Genomic DNA, 24,046 nt, shown 5'->3' with positions numbered 1-24,046 from the left:
AATGCATCCCTTTGTGGTGAATGATTCTATGCTGTCACTCAGGTGTCACTGTCAGGGTAGACGCGATCATGAAAGCAAGCTTGGTCGGAAGGCAAAAAGGCGCTGCGGCGCTGGAGTTCGTTGCAGTATTCGTGATCTTTTTTATGTTGTTCCATGGTGCGCTCAGCTACAAGACCCAAACGAGCTTGCAACGGTGAGTGGCGTAGCACGGTTGTTCGGGCGTTTGCGTGGGCGCTCCACACCGGTCATTGCCGAGCCGGAGCCGTCGGTCAGTGTGCCCGCCGTGGGATTGCAGATATGGCTCGACGATGGCGCCAGGGTACAGCGCCTGGCCGGCCCCTTGCGTGCGGCGCTGGCGTTGCCGGCGCACAGCGAGGTGCGATTGCAGGACTATGTGCAGCCCTACAGCCTCGTGGTACTTGAGGGTGAGCCCATGGACTGGCAGGCGCAGCCGATGGACCTGGATTTCAAGGCGGTCGGTGGCGGTACGCTGCATACCCGAGGCTGGCTGCTGGGGCAGCCCGGCAATTGGCTGTTGCAGCTGTTCGACATCGGCGACCTGTTGCAACACCGCCAGCAGTCGCTGGGCGCAGAGCGCCAGCGCCACCTGATGAACCATTTGGCCTGCGAAATACGCAATTGCAACATCGAGCGCCTTGGGCAAGTGGCCCAGGAGCAATTGCAATGGCTGGTTCGTCATTGGCGGGCCAGCGGTGGGCGGATCCTGCTGCCAGGGGAGCAGGGCTGGCAGACCTATGCCAGCAGCAACGATCCGCTGCATTGGCCCAGTGATGAGGTGATCGGGCGTCTGCTGGATCGATTGGTCCCGGGGCAGATGATCTCAAGTACCGTCCATGCAGACCTGCAGGCACTACTGCCGCAGGCCGATATTTACCTGTTGCCCTATGCCCAGGGGCATATTGTCCAGGCCTGGCTGATCTGTGTCGGCCCGCTTGAGACGCTGGTTGCGGCGGATGCGCTCAGTGCCTGTGCCGCCTATGCCGAACCCTTGGTTGGCCGTTTGGCTGTATTCGATCTGCAACAACACAGCGAGCGCCTGGACAGCCTGCAATTGCAACTCGGCGCCGGGTGGTGGCAGTGGCGTTTGAACGAAGCGACGTTGCAGTTGGACCCCGGCCTGGCGAGCAGCTTGGGGATGCCGAGCCAGTTGACCATCAGTCAGTGGCTGAGCCGCGTGCACCCGGCCGACCGCGAAGCGGTGCAGTTGGCCCTTGGTGAGCTGCAGCGTGACGGTTGTGCCTTGCACTTGAGTCTGCGCCTGCTCGACAACAATCTGCCGGCCACTGCCCGCTGGTATCGCTTGTGTGGTCAAGTGCGTGGCAGTGGCCAGCAACGTCGCCTGCAAGGTTTCATGCTCGATATCAGTGATATCAAGTGCCAGCAACCGTAGGCCAGTGCCGCCCCTACAGGGTCTGTAGGAGCGGGCTTGCCCCGCGATTGAGAGTGTAGCAGCAGTAGTGGCAATGCGCCTTTAGCGCGGCGGATAATTCGACAAGGCGTTCATCACGGTTTTCTGGATCGCGTTGCTGCGCTCTTCGGGGCTTGGTGGGTAGTTGTTCATGATCTGCTCGGCACTGCCGCGCCACACCAGTTTGCCATCTTTGCCGTCGAACATATCGACCTGGATGGTCGCTACCTTGTAGTCAACGCTGCGGGTTTCGTTGTACATCGGCCCGCCCCAGTAGTTACCCCAGTAGCCTCCCCAGGCGCCGCCATAGTGGGTGGTGACCTGCTGCTGGCGGTTCTCGACGATGAGGTAGGTCTGCACCTTCAGGTCGCCCTTGCTACTGCCTTGGGCCGGACGCAAACCACGCTGATCAAGCTGGCCGGCAACGGCCTGGCGGATGCGCTGTTCGGTCAGGTCGCTCTTGATCCGCGGATCATCGGGGCGGTATTGCAGTGCCGGTTCTTGCCAGACCCAACTGCGGTAGGCAGCAAAGTCGCGGCTGGTGTCGTAGTCCTGAGTTATGTTGTGGCTCTGGCAAGCGCCCAGTAACACCACTAACGAAAGCAAAGCGAGACGGCACAACATGATGGATCTCCAATTGCCTTTAGCTGGGAGGATAGCCGTTGAGGGCCTTTTTCACTGATTCACGCAGGGCCTCCTCGCGTTCGCCCTGGGAACCCTGGCTGGCGGTCTCGGCGCTGGCGCTCCAGACGGCTTGGCCGTCGCGGGCGTCATACAACTCGATACGGACCACCATCACTTCGACTTCGTAAGTGCGCACCAGCGGAACGCTGGCATAGACCCCATAACCATTGTGGTAACGGCCGGCACTGCCATAAGCGCCGTAGCCGCCATAGGGATAACCGCCATAGGGATAACCACTATAGGGGTAATAATCTTCGCGCACCTGCTGTAGACGGCGCTCCAGTTGCACATTGGCGCTGACCAGCAGATCGCCAGCCTGGCCGTTGCGTGCCGGGCGCAGGCCGCGCTGGTCGAGGGCGTTGCTGACCGCTTCGGCCAGTTGCGCAGGTTCAGCCACGGCGCCGCCGGTTGGCAACTGGCCGTCGTGCCAGGCCCAGCTGCGGTAGCGGCCAAAATCCCGTGGCGGCGCCGGATAAGCACTGGCATCGAAGGTCGTGGCCGCTTGCGACGGGGCCGGAGGCAGCGGGCGGGAACTGGCGATATAGGGGTTGCTGCTCTGGCAGCCTGCCAAGACCAGGCACAACAGGCCCAGGAGCAAACGGTACGGCATGTCACCCTCCCGATGTGATTCAGCGTGGTCGGCAGAGCCAGTGCAGGTAACGCCCCAACCCGGCAAAGGCGGGATGGCGCCGATGTGCCAGTTCCATTTCCAGCAGGTCGAGCAACTCGGCCTTGGCCTGGAATTCACTGGGCATGTAGTCGTGGAAGACCCGCACGCCGCTTTCTGTTTCGACCTGCCACAGACCTTCAAGTTGCACCCTGAGCGTGCGTGGATCAAGCGGTTTCTGCGGGGTCAGGCTTTGCTTTTCACCGGCCATGTCATCGCGGCGCAGTTTGCGGAAATGGCCTTTGAGCAGGTTGCGATAGACCAGTGCATCACGGTTGTAGAACGCCAGTGACAGCAGGCCATCGCTGCGGGTCAGCTGGTGCAGTACCGGCAGAATGGTTTCCGGTTCCGCCAACCATTCCAGTACCGCATGACACAGCACCAGGTCGTAGGGTTCGGTCAGTTGGCCGAGCAGGTCTTGCCAGGGGGCCTGGATGAAAGTCGCCTGCTGGCCGGCTTCGGCAAACCGTGTGCGAGCGCCTTCAAGCATGGGGGCGGCGGGTTCGGCGAGGGTAACCTGGTGACCGCGCTCGGCCAGCCACAGGGCCATGTGCCCCAAGCCCGCACCGATATCCAGGACGCGCAAGGAGCGCTCGGGCAGGGTCTCGGCCAGGTCGGCCTGCAGCACCGCAAGGCGGATCGCGCCTTTGGCTCCGCCGTAGATTTTCTCGGCAAAGCGCGTGGCCAGGGCATCGAAATGGCGGTCTTTCATCGGGCAAAACGCCTTTCGTTGTCAGCCAGTTTGGCGCGTACCACCTGCTCCATGTCCAGGCCCAGTTCGCTGCACAACTGCAACAGGTACAGCACCACATCGGCGACCTCTTGGCCGGCATGCGCCAACTGCTCGGGCGACAGCTGGCGCGATTGCTCTTCGTTCAGCCACTGGAAAATTTCCACCAGTTCGGCCATTTCAACACTGGCGGCCATGGCCAGGTTTTTCGGGCTGTGAAAACCGCTCCAGTCATTGTCGTCACGGATGCGGTGCAGGCGTTGGGTCAGTTCGTGCAGGTTCATCAAGGCTCTCCTCAAGCCGCATAGCTTCAGGCGGGCGCCTGCGCAACGCAAGAGGGGCGTTTCACTCCAGTGGCCGCCAGGCTCCGCGCATGTGTATCAGCTCGCCACGGCCGTCCAGGCGTAGCTGGCCTTGGGCTGCTGTGGGGCTGGCGTTGAGGATCACCTCGCTGGGCAGGCGCAGCGGTTTGATGAAGTCCACTGCGATCTCGTAACCACTGACCGGCAAGTGTCCGCGCAATGCGGCAAGTGTCATGGCTTTACTCCACATGCCATGAGCAATGGCGCAGGGGAAGCCGAACAGCCTGGCGCTGGCGGCGCTCAGGTGGATCGGGTTGTAGTCGCCGCAGACCTTGGCATAACGGCGGCCAATATCGCTGTCGGCGTACCAGCGGGTCAGTTCATCCAGCGGCTCGCTGACCGGCTCTTCAGTGGTCGCCGGCTCTGCACTGAGCTTCACGCCGCGCCAGAGCATGCGGCTGCTTTCCGACCAGAGCAGGCCCAAGCCGTCTTCAGCCTCGGTGATCAGGTCGCAGGTGGCGCCCTTCTCGTGTGGTTGCAGGTTATCCACATGCACAGAGAAGCGTAGGCGGCTGACACCACCCAGTGGCCGTAGCACGCGGATGCTGTTGTGCAGATGGACCATGCCCAGCAAGGGGAAGGGGAAGTCTCTGGCGGTCAGCAACTGCAATTGCAGCGCGAAGGCCATTACGTGGGGGAAGGTCGGTGGCAAGCGTCCATCGTCGCTGAAATGGCAAAGCTTGCGATAGGCTTCAAGTTGCTGCGGCCGAACCTCCAGGTAACAGCGCAAACCGCTGTCGGGCAAGGTGTCGCCGCTGATCTTGCGCTTGCGTGCGGCGCGCAGGTAAAGGCTGGGAAGTGCCACTGTGCTGCTCAGGTCCTGCCAGTGTCGAGTCATGTTCAGGCCCCCATCACGGCTTGGCCGCAGACACGCAGCACCTGGCCATTGACCGCGCCGGAGCCTGGTTGTACCAGCCAGGCAATGGCTTCGGCGACATCCTGGGGCTGGCCACCCTGACCCAGGGAGCTCATGCGCCGTCCGGCTTCACGCAGGGCGAAGGGGATGGCGGCGGTCATGCGGGTTTCGATAAAACCGGGGGCCACCGCGTTGATGCTGCCGCCGCGCGCAGCCAGTTTCGGCGCCCAGGCCTGAGCCAGGCCGATCAGTCCGGCCTTGCTGGCGGCATAGTTGGATTGGCCACGGTTGCCGGCGATACCGCTGATCGAGGCCAGCAGCACGACGCGCGCGTTGTCATGCAGGGCAGCACTGTCGAATAGCGCCTGGGTCAGCAACTGCGGCGCTTTGAGATTGACTGCCAGCACCGAGTCCCAGTATTCCGGGGTCATGTTGGCCAGGGTCTTGTCGCGGGTGATGCCAGCGTTGTGCACGACAATGTCGATACCGTCCGGCAGCCCTTCGAGCAGTTGTATGGCCGCGTCGGCGGTGCAGATGTCCAGCGCCAGGCTGCGTCCGCCGAGGCGCGCGGCCAGGGCTTCAAGATCAGTCTTGGCCTGGGGTACATCGAGCAGCACGACCTCGGCGCCGTCGCGAGCCAGGGTTTCGGCAATGGCCGCGCCGATGCCGCGAGCCGCCCCGGTGACCAGGGCCTTGCGCCCGGCCAATGGTCGGGTCCAGTCCTGTACCTGTGTGTTGCAGGCCTGCAGGCGCAGTACCTGGCCGGAAACGAAGGCGCTTTTGGGTGAGAGGAAAAAGCGCAAGGCGCCTTCGAGCTGATCTTCAGCACCATCACTGACGTACAGCAACTGCAGGGTGCCCCCGGCGCGCAGTTCTTTGGCCAGTGAACGACTGAAACCTTCCAGGGCGCGTTGGGCGACCTGAGCCAGCGGGTCATCAAGTTGCTCCGGCGTCCGACCGAAAATCACCACGTGGGCGCAGGGCGCCAGGCTGCGCAGCAGCGGCTGGAAGAATTCGTGCAGCTGCTTGAGCTGGTCAATGTCATCCAGTTCGCTGGCGTCGAACACCACGGCTTTGAGCTTGGGGCCAAGGCCTGCGACCCATTCAGTGGCGCTCAGGTCGGGGCTGGCGAAGCTGTAGACCTCGTCGGTCAGGCGTTGGGCAAACGCCTCGACGTTGTTTACCAGGGGGCCGCCGCCGAGCAGCAATGCACCTTCGACCGGGCGCAGACGGCCGGCCTGCCAACGTTCCAGGCGAGCGGGGCTGGGCAAACCGACGGCACCGACCAGGCGGCGGCCGAGATCGGAGTTGGCGAAGTCGATATAGCGGTCGCTCATGTGCGGCTTTCCCTGAAATAAGCTTCAAAGTGTGGACCATCTTTGGCCGTTGGTCGTTCGAAGGCTGAAAAAACACCTACGCTGTAGCGGACTGTTTCGTGAAAAGAGGACGTTTCGCGTGCGCTCACTGCGCCCATCGCGGTCAATGAAGGATTGCGCCGGATCCTGCTCCAGGCCAATCGCGGCAAGACCCTGGCAGACAAACTCAAGGCATTTCTCCAACTGCGTCCGGGGCAGTTGAAACCGGAACTGCCACGCAATGGTGAGCCGCGCACTGCGCCGCCGGTGGTCAGGGCGTAACGGCGATCATCGAGCGTTAACCCGCGCGGCCAGGGCCTTTTTGCGGGGCTTCCCGGCAATCGGTGAAGAACCTTGTAAAGAAATCTGATGGTTTTTGTGAGTGATTGTGCCCCCACTTTTACAAAAACTATGGCAAGTCAGACCGATTGCCGTTACAACGCAGTGCGGTCTTGCTACAGCGGCAATCCGGTGCAGCACCGGTGACCTACAATAAATCTCGTGTCTGGCAGAACAGGACCCCCGACAAAAGCCGATGAAGACTCCAAAACGCATTGAACCACTGGTTGAAGATGGACTGGTCGACGAAGTACTGCGACCGTTGATGAGTGGCAAAGAAGCCGCCGTGTACGTGGTGCGCTGCGGACAGGAATTGCGCTGTGCCAAGGTCTACAAGGAAGCCAACAAACGCAGTTTCCGCCAGGCCGCCGAGTACCAGGAAGGGCGCAAGGTGCGCAACAGCCGCCAGGCCCGGGCTATGGCCAAAGGTTCCAAATACGGGCGCAAGGAGGCCGAGGACGCCTGGCAGAATGCCGAAGTGGCAGCCCTGTTCCGCCTGGCCAATGCCGGGGTGCGGGTGCCGCGGCCCTACGACTTTCTGGACGGCGTGCTGCTGATGGAACTGGTGGCCGACGAGTACGGCGATGCCGCCCCACGGCTTAACGATGTGTACCTGGAACCTGAGCAAGCCCGCGAGTACCACGCGTTCGTGATCCGCCAGATCGTGCTGATGCTCTGCACCGGCCTGGTACATGGTGACCTGTCGGAGTTCAACGTGCTGCTCGGGCCCGATGGCCCGGTGATCATCGACCTGCCGCAGGCAGTGGATGCGGCGGGCAACAACCACGCCTTCAGCATGCTGGAGCGTGATGTCGGCAACATGGCCGCCTATTTCGGACGTTTTGCACCGGAGCTCAGGGATACCCGCTACGCTCAGGAGATGTGGGCCCTGTACCAGGCTGGCGAACTGTTGCCGGAAAGCGAGCTTACCGGTCAGTTCGCGCAGGATGAGCACAGCGCCGATATCGACGGGGTTATGCGCGAAATCGATGCGGCGCGCTTTGACGAAGCCCGTCGGCGCGCCATCAGAGAGGACGCCGAACGGGGGGCGAGCAAGGAAGAAGAGCCCACGCCACCCTGGTTGCAGTAAGCCGTCAGTGACAGCAGTTGCCCCCGGCTGCCAGGTCCTTGAGGATCGGGCAGTCGGGACGATCGTCGCCCTGGCAATGGGCGACCAGCTCGCTCAGGGTATCGCGCAGGCTCACCAGTTCTTCGATGCGCCGGTTGAGGTCATCGATGTGCTGGCTGGCCAGGGCCTTGACGTCGGCGCTGGCGCGCTGGCGGTCCTGCCAGAGGGTCAGCAGACGAGCGATTTCCTCCAGTGAGAAACCCAGGTCCCGCGAGCGCTTGATGAAGGCCAGGCGGTGCAAGTCTTCCTGCTGGTACAAGCGATAACCGCTGTCGCTACGCAGGGCCGGCTTGAGCAGACCAATGGACTCGTAGTAGCGAATCATCTTGGCGCTCAACCCGGAGCGCCGAGCGGCTTGGCCGATGTTCATTGGGCGTTGTCCTGTGGTGGGGCTTCGGGCTTCCAGGTTTTCAGCCAGAGTGCGTTGCTGACCACACTGACACTCGACAGCGCCATCGCCGCACCCGCCAGTACCGGGTTAAGCATGCCGAACGCGGCCAGCGGAATCCCGATCAGGTTGTAGATGAAGGCCCAGAACAGGTTCTGGCGAATCTTCGCATAGGTCTTGCGGCTGATTTCCAGGGCAGCTGGCACCAGGCGCGGATCACCGCGCATCAGGGTGATGCCAGCGGCCTGCATGGCCACGTCAGTGCCACCGCCCATAGCGATCCCGATATCGGCTGCGGCCAGGGCCGGCGCATCGTTGATGCCGTCACCGACCATCGCCACCACGCCTGACAGCCTGAGCTGTGTGACGTGGGCGGCCTTGTCGCCTGGCAGCACTTCGGCATGCACGTCGGCGATGCCCAGGGCCTGGGCGACGACGATGGCGCTGCCACGGTTGTCACCGGTCAACAGGTGGCTGCTGATGCCCTGCCCGGACAGCTGCCGCACGGCCTGTCCAGCGCCGGACTTGAGGCTGTCGCCGAAGGCGAACAGGCCCAGAACGCGCGGTTGTGGGCTGCGTTCGATCAGCCACGAAAGGGTCCGGCCTTCGGCTTCCCAGTCTTTGGCAGCGGCTAGCAGGTCGCCCGGTTGCAGGCCGCTCTCGTCGAGCATACGACGGTTGCCCAACGCCAGTTCACGACCGTCCAGACTGCCGGCGATCCCGCGTCCGGTCAGTGACTGGCTGTTGCTGATGTCGGCGACGACCAGCCCTTGTTCTACACAGGCATCGAGTACGGCCTTGGCCAGCGGGTGCTCGCTGCCGCGCTGCAGGGCACCGGCCAGTTGCAGGAGCTGCGCCGCTTCGCCGACTGCTGCTTTGCTGTGGACAATGCGCGGGCTACCGGAGGTCAAGGTGCCGGTCTTGTCGAACACTACCCGGTTGACCGCATGGGCACGCTCCAGGGCTTCGGCGTCCTTGATCAGAATGCCGTGGCGAGCGGCGACCCCGGTACCGGCCATGATCGCTGTCGGCGTGGCCAGGCCAAGTGCGCAGGGACAGGCGATGACCAGCACGGCGACGGCATTGATCAAGGCGGTTTCAATCGGTGCGCCGACCAGCCACCAGCCGACCAGGGTAATCAGCGCCAGCACCAATACGGCCGGTACGAACACCTGGCTGACCCGGTCAACCAGTTTCTGGATCGGTGCCTTGGCCGCTTGTGCGTCTTCGACCAGGCGGATGATGCGTGCCAGTACCGTTTCGGTACCCAGGGCCAGGGTGCGCACGATCAAGCGGCCCTCGCCATTGATCGCGCCACCGGTGACCTTGTCACCTGACTGTTTCGGCACCGGCAGACTTTCGCCGCTGATCAATGCCTCGTCAGCCTGGCTTTGCCCTTCGATCACTTCACCATCCACCGGAAAGCGTTCGCCTGGTTTGACCACAACCAGGTCGTGCAGACGCAGCTCGCTGATCGCCACATCGCGTTCCTGGCCATCGACCAGCAATAAGGCGCGCTCCGGACGCAGCGCTTCCAGGGCGCGGATAGCGCTGGCGGTCTGGCGCTTGGCGCGGCTTTCCAGGTACTTGCCAAGCAGCACCAGGGCAATCACCACGGCAGAGGCTTCGAAGTACAGGTGCGGCATCACCCCGGGGCTGGCCTGGGCCCATTCATAAATGCTCAGGCCGTAGCCGGCGCTGGTGCCGATGGCGACTAGCAGGTCCATGTTGCCGGCACCGGCGCGCACGGCTTTCCAGGCGGCGACGTAGAAACGTGCGCCGAGAATGAACTGCACCGGTGTGGCCAGGACGAACTGCGCCCAGGCCGGCAACATCCAGTGCACGCCGAACGGCTGCAACAGCATCGGCAACACCAGCGGCAAGGCCAGCAGCACCGCCAGGGCCACCGACCAGCGCTCGTTGCGCAGGCGACGTTCGGCATCGGCCTGATTGACCTGGGTGCTTTGCGGCAGGCTGGCCGAGTAGCCGGCATGGATGACGGCGTCGATCAAGCGGCTGCTGTCGAGCTGGCCGAGCATCTGGATGTGCGCACGTTCGTTGGCCAGGTTGACACTGACCTGTTGTACGCCGGGCACTTTGGCCAGGGCACGTTCGACCCTGCCTGCACAGGAGGCACAGGTCATGCCGCCGATTTGCAGCTCCAGAGTCTGGTTGGGCACATGGTAACCGGCTTGCTCGACCGCCTCGACCAGAGCAGGCAGGCTACCGGCCGGCGCTTGAATGCGCGCCTGTTCGGTGGCGAGGTTGACGCTGACCTGTTCGGCGCCGCTGACTTTGCGCAGGGCGCGCTCGACCCGGCCAGCACAGCTGGCGCAGGTCATACCGAGAATCGGCAGATCGAAAGTGGTAGATGCAGACATGGGCACTCCTCCTTGGACAGGCCATCAGCATCAACCTTGCCATGCGGGTAAGGTCAATAGCCCAGGCCGGATCTGATCAATGTGAGCCCATTCTGATCGGTTGCAATCCGGTATTTGTTGATCTGGCCGGCCGACAGCTTCAAGCGCTTGCTGCGCTGGTTCTCGATACCGGGCTGGCAACCTGGCGCCTGACCAGGCAGATAGCGCAGCCGCACTTCGAGTTCGCCCGGTGGCAGGTTGAATGAGGTCGACTGCTCCTGGAACACCCGCCCAGCCAGTTGATCGTTGATGTACACGCCAATCTCGCATGAGGTCGCCACTTCCAGGCGCTCGCGGGAGATGATCAGAATGCTGTAGTCACTTGGCCCCGCGGCGCTGGCCTGGGGAAGCACAGCGAAAATACCCAGCAGGCCGAAAAGGCCTAAAGCTGCCCTGCGCATGAAATGAAACTCCTGCATCGTCAATCGTCAGGCTCGCAGCTTGGCCGACCCGGACGACGATTGCCAGCCCGGCAGCGTGAAGCGGATCTTGACCTTGCCCCGGTGGCAAGCTTGAAACTCAGTCTAAACCCACAGGAGGCAGTCCCCATGCAAGTGTTCAACGTTCAAGGAATGACCTGCGGCCATTGCGTCAAGGCCGTGACCCGCGCGGTGCAAGCTCAGGATGCAGACGCCGTGGTTGAAGTCGATCTGGGCCAGAAGCAAGTGAAGGTGCAAAGTTCGCTGCAGGCTCCAGAGATTCTTCAACTGATCCGCGAAGAAGGCTATCAGGCCGAAGCACTCTGAACCCAGCGGGCCCGCGCGGTGAATAAAAGATTCACCGCGCGGGCCCAACTCTTCGCAGCGAAACCCCGGCAGGACGGTTAAACTAGCAGACTTGCTTAGCCTGCTATGGATTTCCGATGAACCTGCGAACCATCCTGATTCTCGGCGCCTTGAGTGCGTTCGGGCCCTTGGCGATCGATTTTTACCTGCCAGGCTTTCCAGCGATGGCGCTGGCTTTCGGTACTGACGAAAAACATATCCAGACCACCCTGGCCGCCTACTTCCTTGGCTTGTCCATCGGTCAGCTGGCGTACGGGCCGGTGGCTGACCGCTTCGGTCGCAGGATTCCACTGCTGGTCGGCATTTGCCTGTTTACCCTGGCGTCACTCGCTTGTGCCTTTGCGCCCAATCTCGATGCATTGATCGCGGCGCGGTTCGTTCAGGCACTGGGTGGATGTGCCGGGATGGTGCTGTCACGGGCCATCGTCAGTGACAAATGCGATGCGATAGCCTCGGCCAAGGTGTTTTCCCAGTTGGTCCTGGTGATGGGCCTGGCGCCGATCCTGGCACCGATGCTCGGTGGCGTGCTGGTCAATGTCTATGGCTGGCAATCGATCTTTGTCGCCCTGACCCTGTTCAGTGCCTTGTGTACCCTGGCTGTTGCCCTGGGTTTGCCGGAAAGTCTGCCGGCCAGCCAACCACGACAGCCGCTTTCCGGTGCCTTGCGCCAGTACGGGCGTCTGCTCAAGGATCGGTGCTTCATTGGTCATGCCTTGACCGGTGGCATCGCCATTGCCGGGATGTTTTCCTATATCGCCGGTTCACCCTTCGTCTTCATCAAGCTGTACGGGGTGCCCGCTGAGCACTATGGCTGGCTGTTCGGCAGCAACGCGGCAGGTTTCATTCTGGTTGCGCAGATCAATGCACGGCTGCTGGCCAAGCGCGGTCCGGCCTTTTTGCTGAGACGGGCAGTATGGGTGTACCTGGCGTCAGGGTTGACCTTGCTGGCAATCAGCGCCTTGCAACCGGCCAAGCTCTGGCCATTGCTGATTCCGCTGTTCATCTGTATTGCCAGCCTGGGTTGCATCATCCCCAATGCCTCAGCGTGCGCCATGAACGGGCAAGGCGCACGGGCCGGGAGCGCTTCGGCACTCCTCGGCTGTCTTCAGTTCAGTGTCGCGGCGGGTGCAGCGGCATTGGTGGGCGTGTTGCACGATGGCAGCGCAGTGCCCATGGCGCTGGTCATCAGCCTCTGTGGGCTGGGGGCGGTAGCGATGTCGATGGTCACGCGTCGTTTACAGCTCAGCCGACCCGTTTGAGTGGGTGCGGCGCCTGTAAGCGGGCCTGTAAAGTGTTGACGAAGGCACGGGCTTCGGCCTCGCTGCGAAAACTCACTACCTGCTGGTCCAGTCGAACCTGCCAGGGGCAGCCGGGCTTCTGGGCTGATGCACTGACTTGAATAATCATCGTGGCATACCTGCGGTTTAGCATTGGCTGAAGAATTGTAGCGCTGCTTGCTTGCAAGGAAATGACCTGGATCAGTTGTCGGACTGACGGTCATGCCCACTCCGATAGCGGAGTGGGCGCCTTGCCTCAGAAACCTTCCAGAACGATCTTGCCCTTGGCCGCACTGCTTTCCAGCAGGGCGTGGGCACGACGCAGATTGGCCGTGTTGAAGGTGCCGTAGTGCTCGCCCAGGGTGGTCTTGAGGGTGCCAGCATCGATCAGTTCGGTAACCCGGTTGAGCAGGTTGTGCTGCTCGATCATGTCGGCGGTTTCGAACAGCGAATGGGTGTACATGAACTCCCAGTGCAGCGACAGGCTCTTGCGCTTGAGCAGGCCGACGTCCAGTTGACGGGCCCATTCCTGGGGCTGTGGATGCGACGTGGTGACGATCACGGCGAGCCCGGTCAACTGACCGGCCAATTGGGTCAGGATCGAGCCGACGCCACCGGCGGCGCCGACGATCAACAGACGTTGGCCCAAATTGTCTTGCCCTTCAGCAATCTGCAGGCGCTCGAGCAACTGCAGCGTGTGAGCCTGTAGCCCGTTTTGGGTACTACAGAATTTGCCTATTTATTTGTAGTTCCTGAGAACATTGGCTGTAGGCTTAGTTTCTGACTTTTTTATCGCCAGTTATTTATAAGTTGAAACGAACAGGTATGGCGTGCGGTTCTACAACAAACGTGTCGAAAGTTAACCTGTACGTTCTCCGAGTAAGTCATGCTCATGGTTTGCCAGAGCAGGGCAGCTTTACCCGATTGCCTGAATACAGGCGCTGAATTTGTTGCGCCGAGGCGGCTTATAATCGATCCGGCGGTCGTTTCCAGCGAGAGAAACTTCCATGTCAGCGGCCGACAAGTTATCGCTCTCACTCTATTTTTGCCTGGTTTACAGCACTGGCTGACTGCTGGTGAGTCAACACTACAACTTCCAGCCGTTCTGACGTCGGGAACTTCGCAGTAAACGCTGCCGACATGGTTATTTAAACGATTTCAGATGTGATCTCGCAGGGAGTTGAGATATGAAACCTGTTACAAGTATCAGCCAGATTGCCAGCCTGCTTGCTGATCCCAAACGCAGCGCGATGCTCTGGGCGCTGATCGACGGAATGGCGCGGCCCTCTGATGAACTGGCGGACATCACCGGCCTGACGCTTTCTTCAGCCTGTGCACACCTGGCAAGGCTTTCGGCCAGCGGCTTGCTCAAGCTTGAACCGCGCGGCAGAAAACGTTACTTCAGGCTTGCCGGGCCAGAAGTCGGCGCTGCTGTGGAGGCACTGGCCAGTGTTCAGGTCACTACCCGGGAAATGCTCGCCGTCCGAGAGGATGTCGGCATTCCCTTGTCCATGCGCCGGGCCCGGCTATGTGGTGATCATCTGGGCGGTGAGCTGGCGGCGGACCTCTACCAGCGCCTGTTCGACGCCGGGTGGCTGGAGGGGCTGGAACAGCAGATCGAGGTAACCCCGGAAGGACGCACGCAGTTTGCCCGCCATGGCATCTTCATCGAGGCGCTGGCCCACTATCAGCATGGAAGGCTCAGCAGCTGTCGCTGCTGCAGCGAGTGGAGCGACCATCGCCCGCACCTGGGGGGCGCATTGGGCAGTAGCTTGCTGAAGCTGTTCCTGCAATCAGGCTGGATCCGCGAGAGCGAGACTTCACGCCGCTTGCAGATCAGTGCGGCAGGGCTGCATCAGATCAACCGAATTGCCCAACCGCTAACCCTGAAATCTGTCGGCTAGTGCCGAGCAAAACCCGCTCCTGGTAGGAGCGGGCTTGCCCCGCGATGCAGCCAATAATCTTTACGGCTTCACTAACCGCGCATCCAGGCTGTTCTGCGCCAGACGCCGGGCCTGATCCTGTGTCATACCCAAATGGGTATGCAGTGCATGGAAGTTCTCGGTGACATAACCACCAAAATACGCCGGATCATCCGAGTTCACCGTGACCTTCACGCCACGCTCGAGCATGTCGAGGATGTTGTGCTGGCTCATATGCTCGAACACGCACAGCTTGATGTTGGACAGCGGGCACACGGTCAGCGGGATTTGTTCATCGATGATTCGCTGCATCAGGCGCTCGTCTTCAATAGCACGCACGCCATGGTCAATGCGTTGGATCTTGAGCAGGTCAATGGCTTCCCAGATGTACTCGGGAGGACCTTCTTCACCGGCATGGGCAACCGTCAGAAAACCTTCGCTGCGGGCACGGTCGAAGACGCGCTGGAACTTGCTCGGCGGGTGGCCCATTTCCGAGCTGTCCAGGCCGACGGCGATAAAGGCATCGCGAAACGGCATGGCCTGGTCGAGGGCTTTTTGCGCTTCTTCTTCGCTCAGGTGGCGTAAGAAACTCAGGATCAGGCCGCTGCTGATACCCAATTGCTGCTGACCATCCTTGAGTGCACCGCTGATGCCATTGAGCACCACTTCGAAGGGAATGCCACGATCAGTGTGGGTTTGCGGGTCGAAGAACGGCTCGGTGTGGATCACGTTCTGCGCCTTGCAGCGCAACAGGTACGCCCAGGTCAGGTCGTAGAAGTCCTGCTCGGTGCGCAGCACGTCGGCGCCCTGGTAGTAGAGGTCGAGAAATTCCTGCAGGTTGTTGAACGCGTAGGCCGAGCGCAAGGCTTCGACGTCGTTCCAGGGCAGGGCGATTTTGTTGCGTTCGGCCAGGGCGAACAGCAGCTCGGGCTCCAGCGATCCTTCCAGGTGCAGGTGCAATTCTGCCTTGGGCAGCGCGTTAAGCCAGTCGTACATAGAGTCGGTTTCTCATCAGGTGCGGTTGTCAACATTCTACAGGGTTGTTCGCTGCTGGCCGAGAGAGCTCACATCCCCTGGGTTATGACCTGGAGGGCAGTGGTGCACCGCCGGTGCTGATGGCCATGACGCTGGTACAGACAGTGATGATTGCCATCATCCTGATCGTCAGCGCGATCAATCTCAATGATGGCGAAACCAACGCAGTCGAGGGTATGACCCACTCCGTGCTGTTCGCCACCTTCATCATGCTGGCGTTTCTTGGCCTCTGAAGCCTTAGCCGGCAATCAGCTGCGCGGCTGCCTGGCGGTGATCGGCGATCAGGCCCTGGACGTCCAGGCCTTCGATCTGGCCGTCGATCACCCGCCACTGACCAGCGATCATGACCCGGTCGGCACGGTCGGCACCGCACAGCAATAGCGCCGAAAGTGGATCGTGGCTGCCGGAGAAGCGTAATTCGTCGAGTTTGAACAGGGCCAGGTCAGCCTGTTTACCCACCGCCAGCTCACCGATGTCGGTACGCCCAAGCAGTTGCGCCGACCCATGGGTAGCCCAGCCTAGGGCGAGCTCCGGAGTGATCGCCTCGGCACCGTAGCGCAGGCGCTGCAGGTACAGGGCCTGGCGCGCTTCGAGGATCATGTTGGAGGCATCATTGGAGGCCGAACCGTCGACACCCAGGCCGACCGGGGCGCCAGCATTGGTCAGGTCAACGGTCGGGCAGATGCCCGAAGCCAGGCGCATGTTCGAGCTCGGGCAATGGCAGATGCCAGTACCGGCAGCGCCCAGGCGGGCAATTTCATCCGGGTTGAAGTGAATACCGTGGGCCAGCCAGGTACGTGGGCCGAGCCAGCCGACACTGTCCAGGTAATCCACAGTACGCAGACCGAAGCGTTGCAGGCAGAAATCTTCTTCATCGAGGGTTTCGGCCAGGTGGGTGTGCAAACGCACATCCAGTTCTTCCGCAAGGCTGGCACTGGCGCGCATGATTTCTGGAGTGACCGAGAACGGTGAGCAGGGGGCCAGGGCAATCTGGATTTGCGCACCTTCGCCACGTTCGTGGTAGCTGTGGATAAGTCGCTGGCTGTCGGCCAGGATCACTTCACCCTGTTGCACCGTCTGCTGCGGCGGCAGACCACCGTCGGCTTCGCCCAGGCTCATCGAGCCGCGGGTGAGCATGGCGCGCATACCCAGCTTGCGGACGGCCTCGACCTGTACGTCGATGGCGTTTTCCAGGCCATCCGGGAACAGATAATGATGATCGGCCGCAGTGGTGCAGCCGGACAGCAGCAATTCAGCCAGGGCCACGCGGGTGGCAAGCTCCAGCTTGGCTGGGGTCAGCCGAGCCCAGACCGGGTAGAGGGTCTTGAGCCAGGGAAACAGCGGTTGGTTGACCACCGGCGCCCAGGCGCGGGTCAGGGTCTGGTAGAAGTGGTGGTGGGTGTTGATAAGTCCTGGCAGAACCACGTGCTCGCGGGCATCGAAGACTTGTCCACAGGGGAGTGACGGCATTTCGCCGAGGGCCAGAACTTCAGTGATTCGGCCGTCTTCAAGGACCAGGCCGCCACGGGCATCGAGGCTGTTGGCGGTGAAGATGGCAAGCGGGTTTTTCAACCAGATACGGGTCGCAGGCATGGTGCCGGCTCCTCTGAAAGTGGGTTCAGGTTAGCCAGCTCAGTGTTGCCCTGTCTGCTGATCCAGGTCCGCCACGGTGGGCGAGGTGTCGAGTCTACACCCACCTGGAACGGTTTCACCAGATCAGGCTGTCGCCCTTGTAGTTGATGAAGTACAGGCCGCCTTTGCCGGCGCTGGCCTTGATCTGTTCAAGCATGCCTTGGGTGCTGGTGAGCACGTCTATTTCGGCACTCTCACCACCCATGTCGGTCTTGACCCAACCCGGGTGCATGGCCAGCACTGTCTGCTGTGGCTGTTGCAGGGTGACGAAACTGTTGATCATCGAGTTCAGCGCTGCCTTGCTGGCTTTGTACAGGCACATCTCGCTGCCGTCGGGAATGGCGACGCTGCCCAGGATCGAACTCATGAACGCCAGCACGCCATTGTTGCGCAATTGCGGGGCAAAGCGCTGGGCGACGCGAATCGGCGATACCGCATTGGTCATGAACAGATCGCCTATGTCGGTCAGTTGCGCATGCTCGGCGTTCTGCTCGAGCGGGCCCATGATCCCGGCGTTGACGAACAGCAGGTCGAAGGTCTGCGCGCCGAGGCGTTCCTGCAGTGCATCGAGTTGGTGGATATTGTTCATTTCCAGGGTTTCGATCCGGACCCGAGGCAGGGTGGCGAGGGTCTCGGCCTTGGCCGGGTCACGCACTGTGGCTGTGACATCCCAGCTGTCTTCCACCAGACGCTGCACCAGACCCAGCCCGAGGCCGCGCGAGGCGCCGATGATCAGGGCGGTTTTGTTCGAGGGCATGAAGGAACTCCTTTCAATGGGTACGTCGTTGATCAAAGAATAACCAGTCTAGCCAAACCGTGGCCGAACAGGCTGTTGACGCAGGGGTACACGGCTTATCCACAGCTTGCTCCACAGTATCTGTGAGCAAGCCCAAGAGCTGGGTATAAGCGCCTGAAGGCTTCCTCCGCAGGGTAATAAATGGGGATAACTAACTGATTTATCGACGCTTGAGTGGCTGTCATCAAATCTTGATCAAAATATGATCGTTTGCCTGAAGGCCACGTGATTCAAGGCGCGCAGGCGAATGCCCAGAGCTTATCCACAGCCGGGCCCACAGTGAATGTGGGCAAATATTCAGCGTCGCTCCAGCAGGATCCGACCGCGGCTCAAGTCGGCCAATTGGCGTTGCAGCGGCTCAATCTGCTCTTCAGCCAAAGCCAGCAACAAGTCGACGCCATTGGCTGTAAAGTGTTCTTCCAGTACTAGGCCGTCCGCTTCGGCGACTCGTAGTTTAAGCAGGGCCAGCTCACTGAAGCTGCAACTGCAGCTGATTTCGCTGCGGCTGACCAGCAGACGTTTTTCTGCCTGCTGCAGGCATTTATTGGCGCCGCCGCCATAAGCGCGGGCCAGACCGCCGGTACCCAGCTGAATACCGCCGTACCAGCGGATCACCAGGACCACGACCTGATCGCAGTCCTGGGCTTCGATCGCCGCCAGGATCGGGCGTCCGGCAGTGCCGCCGGGTTCGCCGTCGTCGCTGCTGCGGTATTGCGCACCCAGTTTCCAGGCCCAGCAGTTGTGGGTGGCGGCCAGGTCGCTGTGCTGTTCAATGAAGTCCATGGCCTCGGCAGCGCTGTTGATCGGCGCGGCCAGGGTAATGAAGCGGCTCTTGCGAATCTCTTCGCGAAATTCGCAGGTGTCGAGCAAGGTAGAAGGCATAAACGCAGATTCAGTCGGGAAGTTTCAGGCCACAGCCTTTGAGAATGATGTGGATAAGATTGCTGCTGGCATCTTCCATGTCTTGCTTGGTCAGGCGGCTACGGCCGGTGACCTGGCAGATCTGGGTGGCAAAATCCGCATAATGCTGGGTGCTGCCCCAGAGCAGGAAGATCAGGTGCACAGGGTCGACCGGGTCCATCTTGCCAGCGTCAATCCAGGCCTGGAGCACGGCGGCCCGGCCCTTGAACCACTCGCGGTAGTCCTGGCTGAAATAGTCGCTCAGGCACTGGCCACCACTGATGATCTCCATGGCAAAGATCCGTGAAGCCTGAGGGTTGCGCCGGGAGAACTCCATCTTGGTACGGATGTAGGTGCTCAATGCTGTTGCCGGGTCGTCCTCGACACTCAGAGCATTGAAGGTGCTGTCCCATAACTCGATGATGTTGCTCAGCACCGCCACATACAGGCTCAGCTTGTTGGTGAAGTAGTAGTGCAGGTTCGCCTTGGGCAATCCGGCCTTGAGGGCGATGGTATTCATGCTGGTGCCCTTGAAGCCATGACGGGCGAACTCGTCTTCGGCAGCCTGGATGATGGCTTGCTCGTTCTTCTGACGAATGCGGCCGGCGGGCTTGCCCGGGGCGGTGACACGATGCGCAGGGACTTCGAAGGGCATGGACGGTTCCAGACAAGGCAATGGGTATCACTTCTGATCGGCTAACCTACCACAGCATCAGCCCTCAGCGAGTAGCCGCCAGGCTTTCCAGAAAGCTTTCCAGGACCAGATGCGGGCGTCGGCCCTTGCGCGTCACCCAGCACAGGCTCAGGTCATAGAAGCGCTGGTCCGGCTTGAGCGCGCGCAGCCGCCCTTGTTGTACCCAGAAACTGGCGTAGTGATCCGGCAGGTAGCCGATATAGCGCCCGGTGAGGATCAGAAAGGCCATGCCTTCGCGGTCCGAGGCGCTGGCGGTGCAATTGAGTGACTGATAGTGCGCCTGGACATCGGCCGGCAAGCGGAATGTCGGGGCGATAGCGTCCTGGCTATTGAGGCGTTCGTCGTCCAGCTGACGGTCGTCGGCATAAAACAGCGGATGACCCACCGCGCAATAAAGCAGCGAGCGTTCGCTGTACAGCGGCTGATACTCCAGCCCCGACAGCGGACTGGTTTGCGGAACCACACCGACATGCAGGCTGCCGTCGAGTACCCCTTGCTCAACCTGACTGGGCGCGATCATGCGGATCTGGATGCGCACATCCGGGCCGCGGTCTTTAAGCTGGGCCAGGGCGTGGGTGATGCGCATGTGCGGCAAGGTCACCAGGTTGTCGGTCAGGCCGATGTTCAACTCTCCGCGCAGGTGCTGGTGCAGGCCGTTGACCTCGGTGCGGAAACTCTCCAGGGCACTGAGCAGTTGCAGTGCCGACTGATACACCTCGCGGCCTTCCTCGGTCAGTGAAAAGCCGGCGCGTCCGCGCTGGCACAGGCGTAATCCCAGGCGTTGCTCCAGATCGCTCATCTGCTGACTGATGGCCGAGCGGCCAATGCCGAGGACGTTCTCTGCCGCCGAAAAGCCGCCACACTCGACTACGCTGCGGTAGATCTTCAGTAGACGGATATCAAAGTCGCTGACTTGCGCGAGGGGATCGGGGCGGCGGCTCATAGTTTAGTAGTCGTCTATCTGAAGATTAGAAAAGTTGGGTTTTCTAGACTTTATCCTCGTGACAACTTAGTCGCAACAACACTTGTCGCTGCCCAATTGCCATGCGAGGACTTGCCCGATGAATCTGCCTGAAAACGCTCCTGTCGGTCTGGCCAGCCAGCTCAAGCTGGACGCCCACTGGATGCCCTACACCGCCAACCGCAATTTTCAGCGCGATCCACGGCTGATCGTTGCCGCCGAAGGCAGCTACCTGACCGACGACAAAGGGCGCAAGATCTATGACTCGCTGTCGGGCCTGTGGACCTGCGGCGCCGGTCACACCCGCAAGCAGATCCAGGAAGCCGTGTCGCGCCAGTTGGGCGTGCTCGATTACTCGCCAGCCTTCCAGTTCGGTCACCCGCTGTCGTTTCAGCTGGCCGAGAAGATCACCGAGCTGACCCCGGGCAACCTTAATCACGTCTTCTATACCAACTCCGGCTCCGAGTGCGCCGACACTGCGGTGAAGATGGTGCGTGCCTACTGGCGCCTGAAAGGCCAGGCCACCAAGACCAAACTGATTGGCCGTGCCCGTGGTTACCATGGGGTGAACATCGCCGGTACCAGCCTGGGCGGCGTCAACGGCAACCGTAAACTGTTCGGCCAATTGCTCGATGTCGACCACATTCCACATACCCTGCTGGCCAGCAACGCCTTTACCAAGGGCATGCCGGAAGAGGGTGGTATCGCCCTGGCCGATGAAATGCTCAAGCTGATCGAGCTGCATGATGCTTCGAACATTGCCGCGCTGATTGTCGAGCCACTGGCCGGTTCCGCCGGTGTCCTGCCTCCACCTAAGGGCTATCTGAAACGCCTGCGGGAAATCTGCGACCAGCACAACATCCTGCTGATCTTCGACGAAGTCATCACCGGCTTTGGCCGTATGGGTGCGATGACCGGCGCTGAAGCCTTTGGCGTTACCCCGGACCTGATGTGCATCGCCAAGCAAGTCACCAACGGCGCCATCCCGATGGGCGCGGTGATTGCCAGCAGCGAGATCTATCAAACCTTCATGAACCAGCCGACCCCGGAATACGCCGTGGAATTCCCGCACGGCTACACCTACTCGGCGCACCCGGTTGCTTGCGCTGCCGGTATCGCCGCGCTGGATCTGCTGGAGAAGGAAAACCTGGTGCAGGCTGCCGCTGAACTGGCGCCGCATTTCGAGAAAGTGCTGCACGGCGTAAAGGGTGCGAAGAACATCATCGACATCCGTAACTACGGCTTGGCCGGTGCCATCCAGATTGCTGCCCGTGACGGTGATGCCATCGTGCGCCCGTACGAAATTGCCATGAAACTGTGGCAAGCCGGCTTCTACGTGCGCTTCGGCGGCGACACTCTGCAGTTTGGCCCGACCTTCAACAGCCAGGCGCAGGAACTGGATCGTTTGTTCGACGCGGTCGGCGAAGCCATCAATCAGGTCGATTGATCGTCCCTCTATATATAAGAAGCGGGCGTGAGCGATCTCGCGCCCAGGCATACCCTTTTTCTGGAGTTTTGCATGAGCACTGTTCAACATCTGATCAATGGCGAGCTGGTTGCTGCCGACGCGCGCAGCGCCGATGTTTTCAACCCGTCTACCGGCCAGGCTATCCACAAGGTCGCCCTGGCCAGCAAGCAAACTGTGCAGCAAGCCATCGATTCGGCCAAGGCCGCGTTCCCGGCCTGGCGTAACACGCCACCGGCCAAGCGCGCTCAGGTGATGTTCCGCTTCAAGCAACTGCTGGAGCAGAACGAAGCGCGTATCTCCCAACTGATCAGCGAAGAGCACGGCAAGACCCTGGAAGACGCTGCGGGTGAGCTCAAGCGTGGTATCGAGAACGTCGAGTTTGCTTGCGCTGCGCCAGAAGTGCTCAAGGGCGAGTACAGCCGCAACGTCGGCCCGAATATCGATGCCTGGTCCGATTTCCAGCCGCTGGGCGTGGTTGCCGGGATTACCCCGTTCAACTTCCCGGCCATGGTGCCGCTGTGGATGTACCCGCTGGCGATTGCTTGCGGTAACTGCTTCATCCTCAAGCCTTCGGAGCGCGACCCTAGCTCGACCCTGCTGATCGCCCAACTGCTGCACGAAGCCGGCCTGCCCAAGGGCGTACTGAACGTTGTGCACGGTGACAAGGAAGCCGTCGATGCACTGATCGAGGCACCAGAGGTCAAAGCCCTGAGTTTCGTCGGCTCGACGCCGATTGCCGAGTACATCTATTGCGAAGGTACCAAACGCGGTAAGCGCGTCCAGGCACTGGGCGGTGCGAAGAACCACGCTGTGCTGATGCCTGATGCCGACCTGGACAACGCCGTGAGCGCACTGATGGGCGCGGCGTATGGTTCTTGCGGTGAGCGCTGCATGGCTATCTCCGTGGCTGTTTGCGTGGGTGACCAGGTTGCCGATGCACTGATCGCCAAGCTGGAGCCGCAAATCAAGGCGCTGAAGATCGGTGCCGGCACTTCCTGTGGCCTGGACATGGGGCCGCTGGTAACTGCAGCTGCCCGTGACAAAGTGCTTGGCTACATTGACGACGGCGTTGCTGCCGGTGCGCAACTGGTGGTGGACGGTCGTGGCTACCGCGTTGCCGGTAATGAAGATGGCTACTTTGTCGGTGGCACGCTGTTCGATCGCGTGACCACGGATATGCGCATCTATAAAGAGGAAATCTTCGGTCCGGTACTGTGCGTGGTTCGGGTTGATAGCCTGGAAGAGGCCATGCGCCTGATCAATGAGCACGAGTACGGTAACGGCACCTGCATCTTTACCCGTGACGGTGAAGCGGCACGCTTGTTCTGCGACGAAATCGAAGTGGGCATGGTGGGGGTTAACGTGCCGCTGCCGGTACCGGTGGCTTATCACAGCTTCGGCGGCTGGAAGCGTTCGCTGTTCGGGGACCTGCATGCTTACGGTCCGGACGGTGTGCGCTTCTATACCCGGCGCAAAGCGATTACTCAGCGTTGGCCGCAACGCGCTAGCCATGAGGCTTCGCAGTTTGCCTTTCCTAGCCTGTAAGGCCGGGTAAAGAGGGGAGGCCGGCAGGCCTCCCCTCTTGTTTGTTTTAGGGGCTTTTGGCCTTTATGACAGTTTTGTTGAAATAAGTCCTTGACGCCCCTATAGATCTGTCTATAATTCGCCCCACTTCTGGCGTAGTCGGAACGGAAAACTCCTTGAAATTCAACGAGTTAGATGTTCCAGGTAGTGTCGGAAGGGCTTCGATCGAAAGGTCGGCAGCGGTGAAAAAGGTGGTTGACAGCGGATTGAAACGCTGTAGAATTCGCCTCCCGCTGACGAGAGATCGCAGCGAGTTAAGCGCTTGAAGTTGAAAGAGAAATTCTGAAAAACTTCAAAATAAACGCTTGACAGACTCTGAGGAAAGCGTAGAATGCGCGCCTCGGTTGAAGCGAAAGACTTCAGCCACCGCTCTTTAACAATCGAATCAAGCAATTCGTGTGGGTGCTTGTGACTCAGACTGATAGTCAAAAAGATTATCAGCATCACAAGTGACTGCACGAGAAGTCGAAAGACTTCGAATAAGTCATTTGAGATTGCTGAGCCAGGTTTAGGGTTTTCTCAAAACCCAAGCAGTATTGAACTGAAGAGTTTGATCATGGCTCAGATTGAACGCTGGCGGCAGGCCTAACACATGCAAGTCGAGCGGATGAGAAGAGCTTGCTCTTCGATTCA

The 24,046-nt window shown here is 60.8% G+C and carries 24 protein-coding genes, 1 rRNA gene and 3 pseudogenes; 11 read left to right on the top strand and 17 right to left on the bottom strand.

Annotated features, from left to right (window positions below):
* Positions 1 to 68 precede the first annotated feature (68 nt).
* Both C6382_RS08785 and C6382_RS08780 read left to right on the top strand, forming a co-directional pair.
* The gene (locus tag C6382_RS08785) at positions 69 to 197 is read left to right on the top strand and encodes a hypothetical protein (protein ID WP_371919589.1); all 129 of its coding nucleotides are present in this window, start codon (positions 69 to 71) and stop codon (positions 195 to 197) included.
* Positions 194 to 1,411 (top strand): hypothetical protein, encoded by a 1,218-nt coding sequence (locus C6382_RS08780; protein WP_107024120.1) that lies wholly within the window; start codon positions 194 to 196, stop codon positions 1,409 to 1,411. Before C6382_RS08785 ends, C6382_RS08780 begins: the two co-directional genes overlap by 4 nt.
* 81 nt (positions 1,412 to 1,492) lie before the next feature.
* On the opposite strand, the gene C6382_RS08775 is transcribed toward C6382_RS08780, so the two are convergent.
* The 6 genes from C6382_RS08775 to C6382_RS08750 all read right to left on the bottom strand — a co-directional run bounded on the left by C6382_RS08775 (position 1,493) and on the right by C6382_RS08750 (position 6,065).
* Complete coding sequence (locus C6382_RS08775; RefSeq protein WP_107024119.1) at positions 1,493 to 2,053, bottom strand: DUF4136 domain-containing protein; 561 nt, start codon at positions 2,051 to 2,053, stop codon at positions 1,493 to 1,495.
* A gap of 19 nt (positions 2,054 to 2,072) precedes the next feature.
* Positions 2,073 to 2,723: a DUF4136 domain-containing protein gene (locus C6382_RS08770; RefSeq protein WP_107024118.1), complete on the bottom strand. Its 651-nt coding sequence runs from the start codon at positions 2,721 to 2,723 to the stop codon at positions 2,073 to 2,075.
* 19 nt (positions 2,724 to 2,742) lie between these two features.
* Positions 2,743 to 3,492, bottom strand: a complete 750-nt coding sequence (locus C6382_RS08765) for a methyltransferase domain-containing protein (RefSeq protein ID WP_107024117.1) — start codon at positions 3,490 to 3,492, stop codon at positions 2,743 to 2,745.
* On the bottom strand, positions 3,489 to 3,794 hold the full coding sequence (locus tag C6382_RS08760) for a nucleotide pyrophosphohydrolase (protein WP_107024116.1): 306 nt from the start codon (positions 3,792 to 3,794) through the stop codon (positions 3,489 to 3,491). Before C6382_RS08760 ends, C6382_RS08765 begins: the two co-directional genes overlap by 4 nt.
* Before the next feature lie 61 nt (positions 3,795 to 3,855).
* A complete protein-coding gene (locus C6382_RS08755; RefSeq protein ID WP_107024115.1) occupies positions 3,856 to 4,710 on the bottom strand; it encodes a MaoC/PaaZ C-terminal domain-containing protein in 855 nt (284 codons plus the stop codon).
* Positions 4,711 to 4,712: 2 nt separating this feature from the next.
* Positions 4,713 to 6,065 carry a 3-oxoacyl-ACP reductase gene (locus tag C6382_RS08750; RefSeq protein WP_107024114.1) on the bottom strand — a complete coding sequence of 451 codons (1,353 nt, stop codon included), beginning with the start codon at positions 6,063 to 6,065 and terminating at the stop codon, positions 4,713 to 4,715.
* 129 nt (positions 6,066 to 6,194) lie between these two features.
* Between C6382_RS08750 and C6382_RS08745 the strand changes: the two are divergent.
* Positions 6,195 to 6,341: pseudogene (locus C6382_RS08745) on the top strand (acetyl-CoA C-acyltransferase); the annotation flags it as partial.
* A gap of 277 nt (positions 6,342 to 6,618) precedes the next feature.
* Positions 6,619 to 7,512, top strand: coding sequence for a PA4780 family RIO1-like protein kinase (locus C6382_RS08740; RefSeq protein ID WP_107024113.1), 894 nt, complete (start codon positions 6,619 to 6,621; stop codon positions 7,510 to 7,512).
* A 4-nt stretch (positions 7,513 to 7,516) separates the two neighbouring features.
* Here the strand turns inward: C6382_RS08740 and cueR are convergent, their stop codons facing one another.
* From cueR to C6382_RS08725, 3 genes are read right to left on the bottom strand one after another with little or no spacing between them, the layout of a single operon-like run.
* A complete protein-coding gene (gene cueR, locus C6382_RS08735; RefSeq protein WP_107024112.1) occupies positions 7,517 to 7,921 on the bottom strand; it encodes a Cu(I)-responsive transcriptional regulator in 405 nt (134 codons plus the stop codon).
* A complete protein-coding gene (locus C6382_RS08730) occupies positions 7,918 to 10,320 on the bottom strand; it encodes a heavy metal translocating P-type ATPase (protein WP_107024111.1) in 2,403 nt (800 codons plus the stop codon). The genes cueR and C6382_RS08730 overlap by 4 nt, the downstream gene beginning before the upstream one ends.
* Positions 10,321 to 10,373: 53 nt before the next feature.
* Positions 10,374 to 10,760, bottom strand: a complete 387-nt coding sequence (locus C6382_RS08725) for a hypothetical protein (RefSeq protein ID WP_107024110.1) — start codon at positions 10,758 to 10,760, stop codon at positions 10,374 to 10,376.
* A gap of 147 nt (positions 10,761 to 10,907) precedes the next feature.
* Here C6382_RS08725 and C6382_RS08720 point away from each other — a divergent pair, with 147 nt between their 5' ends.
* On the top strand, positions 10,908 to 11,105 hold the full coding sequence (locus C6382_RS08720; protein WP_107024109.1) for a heavy-metal-associated domain-containing protein: 198 nt from the start codon (positions 10,908 to 10,910) through the stop codon (positions 11,103 to 11,105).
* A 116-nt stretch (positions 11,106 to 11,221) separates the two neighbouring features.
* Positions 11,222 to 12,403: a multidrug effflux MFS transporter gene (locus tag C6382_RS08715; RefSeq protein ID WP_107024108.1), complete on the top strand. Its 1,182-nt coding sequence runs from the start codon at positions 11,222 to 11,224 to the stop codon at positions 12,401 to 12,403.
* On the opposite strand, the gene C6382_RS24140 is transcribed toward C6382_RS08715, so the two are convergent.
* Both C6382_RS24140 and C6382_RS08710 read right to left on the bottom strand, forming a co-directional pair.
* A complete protein-coding gene (locus C6382_RS24140; protein ID WP_178082760.1) occupies positions 12,387 to 12,551 on the bottom strand; it encodes a hypothetical protein in 165 nt (54 codons plus the stop codon). The two genes, C6382_RS08715 and C6382_RS24140, sit on opposite strands and share 17 nt — an antisense overlap.
* 126 nt (positions 12,552 to 12,677) lie before the next feature.
* Positions 12,678 to 13,109 (bottom strand): annotated as a pseudogene (locus C6382_RS08710) (zinc-binding dehydrogenase); the annotation flags it as partial.
* Between the two features lie 499 nt (positions 13,110 to 13,608).
* On the opposite strand from C6382_RS08710, the gene C6382_RS08705 reads away from it, so the two are divergent.
* Positions 13,609 to 14,325 carry a helix-turn-helix transcriptional regulator gene (locus C6382_RS08705; protein WP_107024107.1) on the top strand — a complete coding sequence of 239 codons (717 nt, stop codon included), beginning with the start codon at positions 13,609 to 13,611 and terminating at the stop codon, positions 14,323 to 14,325.
* A gap of 60 nt (positions 14,326 to 14,385) precedes the next feature.
* On the opposite strand, the gene C6382_RS08700 is transcribed toward C6382_RS08705, so the two are convergent.
* Positions 14,386 to 15,339: an adenosine deaminase gene (locus tag C6382_RS08700; protein WP_107024106.1), complete on the bottom strand. Its 954-nt coding sequence runs from the start codon at positions 15,337 to 15,339 to the stop codon at positions 14,386 to 14,388.
* Between the two features lie 110 nt (positions 15,340 to 15,449).
* Here C6382_RS08700 and C6382_RS08695 point away from each other — a divergent pair.
* Positions 15,450 to 15,611, top strand: a pseudogene (locus C6382_RS08695) (calcium:proton antiporter); the annotation flags it as partial.
* A gap of 4 nt (positions 15,612 to 15,615) precedes the next feature.
* On the opposite strand, the gene C6382_RS08690 reads toward C6382_RS08695, so the two are convergent.
* The 5 genes from C6382_RS08690 to C6382_RS08670 all read right to left on the bottom strand — a co-directional run bounded on the left by C6382_RS08690 (position 15,616) and on the right by C6382_RS08670 (position 20,343).
* On the bottom strand, positions 15,616 to 16,971 hold the full coding sequence (locus C6382_RS08690) for an 8-oxoguanine deaminase (protein ID WP_107024105.1): 1,356 nt from the start codon (positions 16,969 to 16,971) through the stop codon (positions 15,616 to 15,618).
* A gap of 115 nt (positions 16,972 to 17,086) precedes the next feature.
* Entirely contained in the window at positions 17,087 to 17,767 is a 681-nt protein-coding gene (locus C6382_RS08685; protein WP_107024104.1) for an SDR family oxidoreductase, read from the bottom strand.
* Between the two features lie 336 nt (positions 17,768 to 18,103).
* A complete protein-coding gene (locus tag C6382_RS08680; protein ID WP_107024103.1) occupies positions 18,104 to 18,688 on the bottom strand; it encodes a YigZ family protein in 585 nt (194 codons plus the stop codon).
* A 10-nt stretch (positions 18,689 to 18,698) separates the two neighbouring features.
* The gene (locus C6382_RS08675; protein ID WP_107024102.1) at positions 18,699 to 19,361 is read right to left on the bottom strand and encodes a TetR/AcrR family transcriptional regulator; all 663 of its coding nucleotides are present in this window, start codon (positions 19,359 to 19,361) and stop codon (positions 18,699 to 18,701) included.
* A gap of 64 nt (positions 19,362 to 19,425) precedes the next feature.
* Positions 19,426 to 20,343, bottom strand: coding sequence for a LysR family transcriptional regulator (locus tag C6382_RS08670; RefSeq protein ID WP_107024101.1), 918 nt, complete (start codon positions 20,341 to 20,343; stop codon positions 19,426 to 19,428).
* A 118-nt stretch (positions 20,344 to 20,461) separates the two neighbouring features.
* Between C6382_RS08670 and C6382_RS08665 the strand changes: the two genes are divergently transcribed.
* The 3 genes from C6382_RS08665 to C6382_RS08650 form a co-directional block, all read left to right on the top strand.
* Entirely contained in the window at positions 20,462 to 21,808 is a 1,347-nt protein-coding gene (locus C6382_RS08665; RefSeq protein ID WP_107024100.1) for an aspartate aminotransferase family protein, read from the top strand.
* Between the two features lie 72 nt (positions 21,809 to 21,880).
* Entirely contained in the window at positions 21,881 to 23,374 is a 1,494-nt protein-coding gene (locus tag C6382_RS08660) for a CoA-acylating methylmalonate-semialdehyde dehydrogenase (RefSeq protein ID WP_107024099.1), read from the top strand.
* Positions 23,375 to 23,951: 577 nt separating this feature from the next.
* Positions 23,952 to 24,046 (top strand): 16S ribosomal RNA (locus tag C6382_RS08650); the annotation flags it as partial.

The organism is Pseudomonas sp. BBP2017 (genome assembly GCF_003024385.1).
Taxonomy (GTDB): domain Bacteria; phylum Pseudomonadota; class Gammaproteobacteria; order Pseudomonadales; family Pseudomonadaceae; genus Aquipseudomonas.
The sequence above is the reverse complement of the archived record's forward strand: the minus strand, read 5'-3'. Positions and strand labels throughout refer to the sequence as shown.

What these genes read in the sequence shown, in the direction of transcription:
- C6382_RS08785 (WP_371919589.1), top strand. Translation starts at nt 69, where the DNA reads ATGAAAGCAAGCTTGGTCGGAAGGCAAAAAGGCGCTGCGGCGCTGGAG.
- C6382_RS08775 (WP_107024119.1), bottom strand. Translation starts at nt 2,053, where the DNA reads ATGTTGTGCCGTCTCGCTTTGCTTTCGTTAGTGGTGTTACTGGGCGCT.
- C6382_RS08770 (WP_107024118.1), bottom strand. Translation starts at nt 2,723, where the DNA reads ATGCCGTACCGTTTGCTCCTGGGCCTGTTGTGCCTGGTCTTGGCAGGC.
- C6382_RS08765 (WP_107024117.1), bottom strand. Translation starts at nt 3,492, where the DNA reads ATGAAAGACCGCCATTTCGATGCCCTGGCCACGCGCTTTGCCGAGAAA.
- C6382_RS08760 (WP_107024116.1), bottom strand. Translation starts at nt 3,794, where the DNA reads ATGAACCTGCACGAACTGACCCAACGCCTGCACCGCATCCGTGACGAC.
- C6382_RS08755 (WP_107024115.1), bottom strand. Translation starts at nt 4,710, where the DNA reads ATGACTCGACACTGGCAGGACCTGAGCAGCACAGTGGCACTTCCCAGC.
- C6382_RS08750 (WP_107024114.1), bottom strand. Translation starts at nt 6,065, where the DNA reads ATGAGCGACCGCTATATCGACTTCGCCAACTCCGATCTCGGCCGCCGC.
- C6382_RS08740 (WP_107024113.1), top strand. Translation starts at nt 6,619, where the DNA reads ATGAAGACTCCAAAACGCATTGAACCACTGGTTGAAGATGGACTGGTC.
- cueR (WP_107024112.1), bottom strand. Translation starts at nt 7,921, where the DNA reads ATGAACATCGGCCAAGCCGCTCGGCGCTCCGGGTTGAGCGCCAAGATG.
- C6382_RS08730 (WP_107024111.1), bottom strand. Translation starts at nt 10,320, where the DNA reads ATGTCTGCATCTACCACTTTCGATCTGCCGATTCTCGGTATGACCTGC.
- C6382_RS08725 (WP_107024110.1), bottom strand. Translation starts at nt 10,760, where the DNA reads ATGCGCAGGGCAGCTTTAGGCCTTTTCGGCCTGCTGGGTATTTTCGCT.
- C6382_RS08720 (WP_107024109.1), top strand. Translation starts at nt 10,908, where the DNA reads ATGCAAGTGTTCAACGTTCAAGGAATGACCTGCGGCCATTGCGTCAAG.
- C6382_RS08715 (WP_107024108.1), top strand. Translation starts at nt 11,222, where the DNA reads ATGAACCTGCGAACCATCCTGATTCTCGGCGCCTTGAGTGCGTTCGGG.
- C6382_RS24140 (WP_178082760.1), bottom strand. Translation starts at nt 12,551, where the DNA reads ATGATTATTCAAGTCAGTGCATCAGCCCAGAAGCCCGGCTGCCCCTGG.
- C6382_RS08705 (WP_107024107.1), top strand. Translation starts at nt 13,609, where the DNA reads ATGAAACCTGTTACAAGTATCAGCCAGATTGCCAGCCTGCTTGCTGAT.
- C6382_RS08700 (WP_107024106.1), bottom strand. Translation starts at nt 15,339, where the DNA reads ATGTACGACTGGCTTAACGCGCTGCCCAAGGCAGAATTGCACCTGCAC.
- C6382_RS08690 (WP_107024105.1), bottom strand. Translation starts at nt 16,971, where the DNA reads ATGCCTGCGACCCGTATCTGGTTGAAAAACCCGCTTGCCATCTTCACC.
- C6382_RS08685 (WP_107024104.1), bottom strand. Translation starts at nt 17,767, where the DNA reads ATGCCCTCGAACAAAACCGCCCTGATCATCGGCGCCTCGCGCGGCCTC.
- C6382_RS08680 (WP_107024103.1), bottom strand. Translation starts at nt 18,688, where the DNA reads ATGCCTTCTACCTTGCTCGACACCTGCGAATTTCGCGAAGAGATTCGC.
- C6382_RS08675 (WP_107024102.1), bottom strand. Translation starts at nt 19,361, where the DNA reads ATGCCCTTCGAAGTCCCTGCGCATCGTGTCACCGCCCCGGGCAAGCCC.
- C6382_RS08670 (WP_107024101.1), bottom strand. Translation starts at nt 20,343, where the DNA reads ATGAGCCGCCGCCCCGATCCCCTCGCGCAAGTCAGCGACTTTGATATC.
- C6382_RS08665 (WP_107024100.1), top strand. Translation starts at nt 20,462, where the DNA reads ATGAATCTGCCTGAAAACGCTCCTGTCGGTCTGGCCAGCCAGCTCAAG.
- C6382_RS08660 (WP_107024099.1), top strand. Translation starts at nt 21,881, where the DNA reads ATGAGCACTGTTCAACATCTGATCAATGGCGAGCTGGTTGCTGCCGAC.